Genomic DNA, 8579 nt, shown 5'->3' with positions numbered 1-8579 from the left:
TACGCGGCCACCACGGCCGGCAGCTACACCGTGCTCGTGACCAACCCCGGTGGCTGCAGCGCCACCTCCAGCCCCCTCAACGTCACGGTTAACCCGGCCGCTACTGCCACTTTCGCCTACGGCGCGTCGGCCTACTGCCTGAGCGGCAGCAACCCCCGGCCGACGATCAGCGGCACTTCGGGCGGCACGTTCAGCTCGACCTCGGGCCTGAGCATCAACGCTTCGACCGGTACCATTAACCTGGCCGCCTCCACGCCGGGCAGCTACACGGTGACTTACAGCGTGGGTGGCGCCTGCCCGGCTTCGGCCACGGCGGCGGTGACCATCACGGCTCCGGCCAACGCAGCCTTCAGCTACGCCGGCTCGCCGTTCTGCCGCACGTCCGGCAACAACCCCGCGCCGATCCTGGCCGGCGGGGCCTCGGCCGGCACGTTCTCGGCACCGGCCGGGCTGAGCATCAACGCTACCACGGGCGTCATTAACCTGAGCGCTTCGACGCCGGGCAGCTACACGGTCACGAACACCATTGCCGCTTCGGGCGGCTGCGCGGCCAGCACGGCCACGGCTTCGGTCACGGTGACGGCCCCGGCCTCGGCCGCCTTCGCCTACGCCACCTCCACGTTCTGCACCAGCGGCACGAGCACTCCTACGCCGACCATCAGCGGCACCAGCGGTGGTACCTTCTCGGCCCCGGCCGGGCTGAGCATCAATGCTACGACGGGCGCGATTAACCTGTCGGCTTCGACGCCGGGCAGCTACACGGTGACCTACGCGGTGGGCGGCGCCTGCCCGACCTCGGCCACGGCTTCGGTGACCATCACCACCGCGCCGCTGGCCACGTTCAGCTACGCGGCGGCTTCCTACTGCGCCTCGGGTGGCAGCAACCCGGCCCCGACCTTCGCGGCCGGTGCCTCGGCCGGCACCTTCAGCTCGACGGCAGGCCTGAGCGTTAATGCCGCCACCGGCATCATTAACCTGGCGGCTTCCCTGCCGGGCACCTACACGGTGACCAACACCATTGCCGCCTCGGGCGGCTGCGCGACTAGCTCGGCTACGGCTACCGTGACCATCACGGCTTCGGCCAATGCCGCCTTCAGCTACGCCGGGACGGTGTTCTGCGCCAGCGGCAGCAACCCGACTCCCAGCATCACGGGCACTTCGGGCGGCACGTTCAGCTCGACTGCGGGTTTGAGCATCAACCCCAGCACGGGCGCGATTAACCTGTCGGCTTCGACGCCGGGCAGCTACACGGTGACCTACGCGGTGGGCGGCGCCTGCCCGGCTTCGGCCACGGCTTCGGTGACCATTAACGCCACGCCGGCGACGCCCACGCTCACGGCCACGGCCCAGCCCAACGGCTCGGTGCTGCTGACGGCCACGGGCGGCGGCGCGGGGGCCAGCTACCAGTTCTACCTGAACGGCCAGCCGGTGGCCGGCGCTACGGGAGCTACCTACACCGTGAGCACGGCCACTCAGAACGGCTCGTACACGGTAGTTGCTACCGCGCCCAACAGCTGCGCCTCGGCCGCCTCCAACGCGGTAACGGCTACGGTGGTGCTGGCCTCGGCCAAGCCCCTGGCCGGCTCCATGCTGAGCGTGTACCCCAACCCGACCCGCGACGGCCGCCTGACGGTGGAGCTGAGCGGCTACCGCAAGCCGGTGCAGCTGACGGTCATCAACGCCGTGGGCCAGGTAGTGTACCGCGCCCAGGTGCTGCCGGCCGCCACTGGCCTCACCCAGCAACCGGTTGACCTGAGCACGCTGCCCACCGGCGTGTACGTGCTGCGCCTGAGCACCGAGGGCGGCACCGATACCCGTCGCATCGTGCGCGAGTAGGCAGCCCTGATTATTGCTTGAAAAAGCCCCGCTGGTTCTGCCGGCGGGGCTTTTTGCTGGTGGCAGGTACCGGCCGCTTCGCCGAGCACCGCAGTGCGCAACTGCTGCCGCGGGCGCTTAGCTTTGCCGCATGTCCGTTTTTCAGACCTACCTCCAGCTCGGCTTCTTTCACATCTTCAACCTGCAGGCCTACGACCACCTGGTGTTTGTGCTGGCCTTGTGCGCGCCCTACGTGCTGCAGGACTGGCGCCGGGTGGTGGCGCTGGTGACCAGCTTCACCCTGGGTCACTCGCTCACGCTGGCGCTGGCCACGCTCGGGCTCGTGGCGTTTTCGCCCCGGCTGGTGGAGGTGCTCATTCCGGTCACCATTCTGCTGACCTGCATCGGCAACCTGGCGCGGGCGCCCCGGGAGCTGCGCCGCAACGACACCCGCCGGCCCGAGCCGGTGCTGCTGGCCTGGCCCAACCTGCTGGCGGCGGTGTTCGGGCTGATTCACGGCCTGGGCTTTTCGAGCTACCTGCGCGAGCTGCTGGGTCAGAACGCCCGCCCGGTGTTGGAGCTGCTGGCCTTCAACGTGGGCGTGGAGCTGGGGCAGCTGCTGATTGTGGCCCTGATTCTGGTACTGGGCTTCGTGGTGGTGCGTGGGTTTCGGGCCACGCGCCGCGACTGGGTGCTGGTAACCAGCGGCGCGGCGGCCGGCATTGCCCTGGTGCTGCTGCTGGGCCAGCTTACCGGTGCCTAAGACATTTGTTGTTGATTTTCAGGGTTTAAAACCGCCGCTGCGAAACTCTTCGCCGAAAAAAGGCTGTTGGGCCGGTTACGCCGCGCAACACTTGGCCGGCCGCGGTGTTTTTGGCCTTTACCGCTGTTCTTTGCCGGGCGGCCTGTATTTTTCGCAGAATCCGCGCGGCCTGCTTCGGCCCCGACCTTCGCTTCTCATTCCACCGTATGCGTTTACGCTTTCTTTTGACTGCCGCCGTGGCCGCCCTGTTGGCCGGTCCGCTGGCGGCCCAGTCCACCAATTCGGGCACCGACAAGTTTGCCCAGCTGGGCACCGAGCTGCCCACGCCCAATACCTACCGCACGGCCTCGGGGGCGCCCGGCGCCGACTACTGGCAGCAGCGGGCTGATTACAACATCCGCGTCACGCTCAACGACGAGAACCAGAGCATTACCGGCGCCGAGGACATCACCTACACCAACCTCTCGCCCGACAAGCTCACCTACCTCTGGCTGCAGCTCGACGCCAACATCTACGCCCCGAACTCGATGACCGCCGCCACCCAGACCGGGGAGCTGCAGGACCGTATGTCGTTTCGGGCGCTGGAATACATGGCCCGCACCGGCTTCGACGGCTCGTTCAAGATTGACGACGTGCGCCTGAAGGGCGGCAAAACCCTGCCCTACACCGTCAACTACACCATGATGCGGGTGGATCTGCCCCAGCCGCTGGCGCCCAAGCAGTCCATCACCTTCTCGGTGAAGTGGCACTACAACGTGAACGACCACCTCAAACTGGGCGGCCGCTCGGGCTTCGAGTTCTTCCCCGAGGACAAGAACTACCTCTACGAAATTGCCCAGTTCTACCCGCGCATGGCCGTGTACGACGACGTGAACGGCTGGCAGCACAAGCAGTTCCTGGGCGGCGGCGAGTTCACGCTGCCCTTCGGCGACTACCGCGTGGCCATTACCGCCCCGGCCGACCACGTAGTGGGCGCCACCGGTACGCTGCAGAACCCCGATCAGGTGCTCACGGCCACTCAGCGCAAGCGCCTTGACCAGGCCAAGAATGCTAAGAAGCCAGTGGTCATCGTGACGCAGGCCGAGGCCACGCAGGCCGAGAAAACCCGCGCCAAGGGGACCAAAACCTGGGTGTTTGCGGCCAAGAACGTACGCGACTTTGCCTGGGCTTCCTCGCGCAAGTTTATCTGGGATGCCATGGGCATCACCATCGAGGGCAAGCCCGTGATGACCATGTCGTACTACCCCAAGGAAGGCAATCCGCTGTGGGGGCAGTACTCCACCGAGTCGGTGGCCCACACGCTGAAGGTGTACTCGCGCATGACCGTGCCCTACCAGTACCCGGTGGCCATTTCGGTTCACGGCAACATCGGCGGCATGGAATACCCCATGCTCTGCTTCAACGGCTTCCGGCCCGAGAAAGACGGCACCTACACCGCCGCCCTCAAGTACGGGCTGATTTCGGTGGTGATTCACGAGGTGGGCCACAACTTCTTCCCCATGATCATCAACTCCGACGAGCGGCAATGGACGTGGATGGACGAGGGCCTGAACACCTTCATGCAGTACCTCACCGAGCAGGAGTGGGAGCGGGGCTACCCCTCGCGCCGCGGCGAGCCGCGCCAGATTGTGGACTACATGCGCGCCAACCCCAACGTGCAGAACCCCATCATGACCAACTCGGAAAGCATTCTGCAGCTGGGCAACAACGCCTACGCCAAGCCGGCCACGGCACTGAACATCCTGCGCGAAACCGTGATGGGCCGCGAGCTGTTCGACTACGCCTTCAAGGAATACGCCCGGCGCTGGGCCTACAAGCACCCCACGCCGGCCGACTTTTTCCGCACCATGGAAGACGCCTCGGGCGTGGACCTGGACTGGTTCTGGCGCGGCTGGTTCTACACCACCGAGCGCACCGACCTGGCCATTGAAGACGTGCAGTGGTACAAGGTCGACTCGAAAAACCCCGAAATCGAGAATGCCCGCCGCCGCGAGGAGCTGAACGCGGCCCCGCAGAGCCTCTCGCAGCAGCGCAACCTGCAGGCCATCAAGAAAACCCTGGTCGACGACGAGAAGCCCGAGCTCAAGGACTTCTACAACCGCTACGACCCGCTGGCTGCCACCGCGGCCGACAAGGCCAAGTACCAGCAGTACCTGGCCGGCCTTAGCCCCGAGCAGCGCGAAACCCTGAACAAGGGACTGAACTTCTACCAGGTGAACTTCCGCAACCTCGGCGGGCTGGTGATGCCCCTGGTGGTGCAGATGACCTACGAGGACGGCAAGCAGGAAGTGGTGAACATTCCGGCCGAAATCTGGCGCAAAAACAACGAGCAGGTCACCAAGGTCTTCATCACCGAAAAGCCGGTGGTAGCCTTCACCCTCGACCCCTACCTGCAGACGGCCGACACCGACCTGTCGAACAACGCCTTCCCGCGCAAGCTGGCGCCCTCGCGCTTCGAGCTGTTTCAGCAGCAGCAGCCGGCCCCGCAGAACCCCATGCAACAGCAGCGCAACGTGTCGTCGCAGCAGCCCCAGCAGGTGGGCGGCGGCAGCACCGGCGGCACCAACTAACCAAGTGCCGATTTTCGTTAGATTCAAACAGCCGGACCCCTGGGTCCGGCTGTTTTTGTTTGGCCGCTAGTGTCGTTTGTATGCCGTTCAGAAAGACCTTTTTGCTGGTGTGCGTGGCCTGTTTCGGTGCTTGCCAGCAACAGGCTCCGACTGAGTTGCACCCGGAAAGCAAACCGGCGGCTGGCGAGGCCGGTGCCCCGGAGCAGCTGGGCTTTCAGCGGCTGCTGCAGCGGTATGCAGTGCTGCGGCCGCCACTCCGCTTCTCAACCACGGAGATAGAAGCCGACACGGCCGTCATGCATGCGCAACGGGGTGAGAAGCCGGTGCCCGACGACCTGATAAGACTGCTGAAGCCAAAAGGGAACATGCCGCAGGGCAATGATGTGTTTGCCATTGGCCAGCTCGATTTGGCGGAGCAGCGGGTAGGGCTTTTCACCCGCGTACCGGGAACCTACGTGCCCAGCAAAATCACCTTCTCAATAGCTAACACGCGCACCAGGGAAATTGAAGCCAGCTACGAGGTGGCGGAGACGTTTGGCGACGCCGGCAACGTGTATATCCGCACCACCCGGGTCACCCGCACGCCCGCCGGTAACCTGCGGTTTCAAATCGACCAGAGCAACTGCTGGGCCCTGGATGACGACCTCAAGGAAACGGAATGCGTTGATTCGGCTTTTGTATACCAGTTTGCGCACAACCGGCTGCGCTTAATCAGCAAACAGAAGCGGGCGGAGCACTAGCCAGCCGCCTCGGCGAAATCCCCGTACTTTCCAGCCAGCCGCAACTGGCAACTGATAACTGACAACCAAAAACCAACCATGGGCCTCCTCGACGCATTACTCGGCAACGCTTCGGAAAGCGACATCAACGAAACCCAGCAGGAGCTGCTGCGCGTGCTGGCCTCCGACGAGCGGGTGGAGCGCGCCTACGCCGTCATCCGCGACCAGCTCATCTTCACCAACAAGCGCCTGATTCTGGTCGACAAGCAGGGCGTCACGGGCAAGAAGCGCGAGCTGATGAGCGTACCCTACCGCAGCATCGAGCGGTTCTCGATGGAAACCACCGGCCACTTCGATATGGAATCGGAGCTCAAAATCTGGGTGCGCGGCATGGCCGAGCCCATCAGCAAGACCTTCCGCAACGACCAGACCATCCACGACGTGGCCCGGGCCCTGAGCGAGTACGCCCTGTAGCCCGGTCGGCGTCGGCCATCTGCCCGCGCCAGCCGTAAGCAGCTAGCCGCCCCGCCACCGTCGGCGCGGGCGGCTAGCTGCTTTGCTTATGGCCCGCTTTACCGCCGCCCAGGTCCTCGACCAGGCCCGGCGCACCCCGCTGATTCCGGTGTTTTACCACGCCGCCGAGCCCTACGCCCGCCAGGTGCTGGAGGCCTGCTACGCAGGCGGGGTGCGCCTGTTTGAGTTTACCAACCGCGGCCCCCAGGCCTTCGACATCTTCGCCGGCCTGCAGCAGTTTGTGGAGGCCGAATACCCCGATCTGCTGCTGGGCGCGGGCACCATCTTCACCGCCGACGAGGCCGAGCGGTTCATCGCGGCCGGGGCCGACTTCATCGTGCAGCCGGTTATGCGGCCCGAGGTGGCCGCCGTGTGCCGCCGCCACAACCTGGCCTGGCTGCCCGGCGCCCAAACCCTGAACGAGGTGTACGAGGCCCTGCACCTGGGCGCCACGCTGGCCAAGCTGTTTCCGGCCGCCCACCTGGGCCCCGATTACCTGCGCCTGCTGCGCGGGCCGCTGCCCCAGGCGCCCATCATGGTTACGGGCAGCATTCAGCCCGCCGAGGTGGCGGCCTGGGCCGCGGCCGGCGCTACCTGCGTGGGCATCGACTCGCGCCTGCTGGCCGGCGACGACCCGGCCCGCCTCACGGCCCAGGTAACGGAGCTGCTCGGCACCCTGCGCCCGCCCACGGCCCCGGCGGGATGAACCCGGACCCTGGTCGGGAGTTGGTTGCGCAGTAAGGGGAAGCGGGGCGCGGCGCTGTGAAATGCCGGGGCTATTTTTGCGTTGTCGGACCAGCGGCGGCGGCGGGCGGAATTTTCCCGCGCCGAAACTGTTGCGACAGAACAACTGCGGGCTGGTTTTTGCTGGCCCGCAGCTCCCTCCACCACACCCTTGCCTGTTGTGAACAGCTTTCTTTTTCGCCCGTCGCGGCGCCCGGCCGCCCGGCCGCGTTTCGCCTTCGCTTCGCTGCTGGTTTTGCTGCTGCTGGCCCTGAGCCCGGCGGCCTCGGCCCAGTACCTGATCAAGGGCGTTACGCTCGACCGCGACACCAAGGAGCCCATCCCCTTCGTGAGTATCGGGGTGAAGGGCACCACGGCGGGCACCACCAGCAACGCCAGCGGGGAGTTCAGTTTGCGCGTGCCCACGCTGCCGGCCCTGCTGATGGTGTCGGAGCTGAGTCACCAGCGCGACTCGGTGCAGGTGACCAGCGCCAACGAGTCGCTGCAGATTACCTTGGCCGCGGCCAACATCGTGCTGCCCGAGGTAGAGGTGAAAAGCTACGCGGCCACCCTGGTCACGCGGGCCTACGCCCACATGAAGCGCCACTACGACCAGAACTTCTACGGCAAGGCTTACTACCGCCAGATTACCCGCCTCGACAACGACCCCACCGAGCTGCAGGAAATGATCTGGAACGTGAAGTCGAGCAACGCCCGCATCGAGGGAACCTCCTTGGCCCAGGCGCGCTACGCGGCCAAGGACGCCATCATCAACTTCCGCAACTTCTCGTTCTACACCCGCGCCTACGGCCTCTACGACGCCCGCGCCGACAGCACGAAGTCCCTGGCCCTGCTCTCGCCCAACGTGGCCGACAACTACATCCTCGAAATCGGCGGCATCATTCAGCAGGGCGACCGGGACGTGGCCGAAATCAACTTCGAAACCAGCCCCAAGCTCACCAAGTACCACGCCAAGGGCACCGTGTGGATAGATGTGGATAACTACAAGGTGGCGCGCTTTCACATCACCACGCCCACCTTCACCGGCACGGCCAACAACCCCACCTACAAGTTCCGCAACACCAAGCTGGAGTTCGACCTGGTGTTTCAGAACACGCCCGGCCCGGTTTCCCCGCTCGACCACATCAACACCACCCTCTCGTTCGACATCGAGCGGCCGGGCGTGAAGGCCAAGCGCATGAACGTAGCAGCCTACACCTTCTTCTACGAAACCGGGAGCACGCCCGGCAATGCCGTGTACCGCCGCCCGGCCCTGGACGAAAACGACCTCGACGAAATCCGCAAAACCAAATACGACCCCGAGTTCTGGGCCAACAACCCGGTGGTGAAGCGCACCCCGCTGGAAGACGAGGTGGCCGAGTCGTTCGAGAAGAAGGGCGCGTTCGGCACCATGGTAAAGCCCAAGCCCGCCGCCCCGCCCGTCAAGCGCCGGGGATACTAGGGCTCAGAAGTCAG

7 protein-coding genes are annotated in these 8579 nt (G+C 65.4%); all 7 read left to right on the top strand.

Going from position 1 to position 8579, the window contains the following annotated elements; genetic code table 11:
- On the top strand, window positions 1-1836 hold a 1836-nt coding region (locus tag ACE191_RS11165; RefSeq protein WP_400192286.1), incomplete at its 5' end, for a T9SS type A sorting domain-containing protein.
- 130 nt (window positions 1837-1966) lie between these two features.
- Window positions 1967-2578, top strand: coding sequence for a HupE/UreJ family protein (locus ACE191_RS11160; protein WP_400192285.1), 612 nt, complete (start codon window positions 1967-1969; stop codon window positions 2576-2578).
- A gap of 206 nt (window positions 2579-2784) precedes the next feature.
- On the top strand, window positions 2785-5148 hold the full coding sequence (locus ACE191_RS11155; RefSeq protein WP_400192284.1) for a M1 family metallopeptidase: 2364 nt from the start codon (window positions 2785-2787) through the stop codon (window positions 5146-5148).
- 80 nt (window positions 5149-5228) lie between these two features.
- Window positions 5229-5888 carry a hypothetical protein gene (locus ACE191_RS11150; protein ID WP_400192283.1) on the top strand — a complete coding sequence of 220 codons (660 nt, stop codon included), beginning with the start codon at window positions 5229-5231 and terminating at the stop codon, window positions 5886-5888.
- Between the two features lie 78 nt (window positions 5889-5966).
- Window positions 5967-6341, top strand: coding sequence for a PH domain-containing protein (locus tag ACE191_RS11145; RefSeq protein WP_400192282.1), 375 nt, complete (start codon window positions 5967-5969; stop codon window positions 6339-6341).
- A gap of 88 nt (window positions 6342-6429) precedes the next feature.
- Complete coding sequence (locus ACE191_RS11140) at window positions 6430-7086, top strand: bifunctional 4-hydroxy-2-oxoglutarate aldolase/2-dehydro-3-deoxy-phosphogluconate aldolase (RefSeq protein WP_400192281.1); 657 nt, start codon at window positions 6430-6432, stop codon at window positions 7084-7086.
- Window positions 7087-7284: 198 nt separating this feature from the next.
- Entirely contained in the window at window positions 7285-8565 is a 1281-nt protein-coding gene (locus ACE191_RS11135) for a carboxypeptidase-like regulatory domain-containing protein (protein ID WP_400192280.1), read from the top strand.
- Window positions 8566-8579 lie beyond the last annotated feature (14 nt).

Source organism: Hymenobacter sp. B81, from assembly GCF_044628455.1.
Classification (GTDB): Bacteria; Bacteroidota; Bacteroidia; order Cytophagales; family Hymenobacteraceae; genus Solirubrum.
This window is presented reverse-complemented; position numbering and strand designations above follow the sequence as displayed.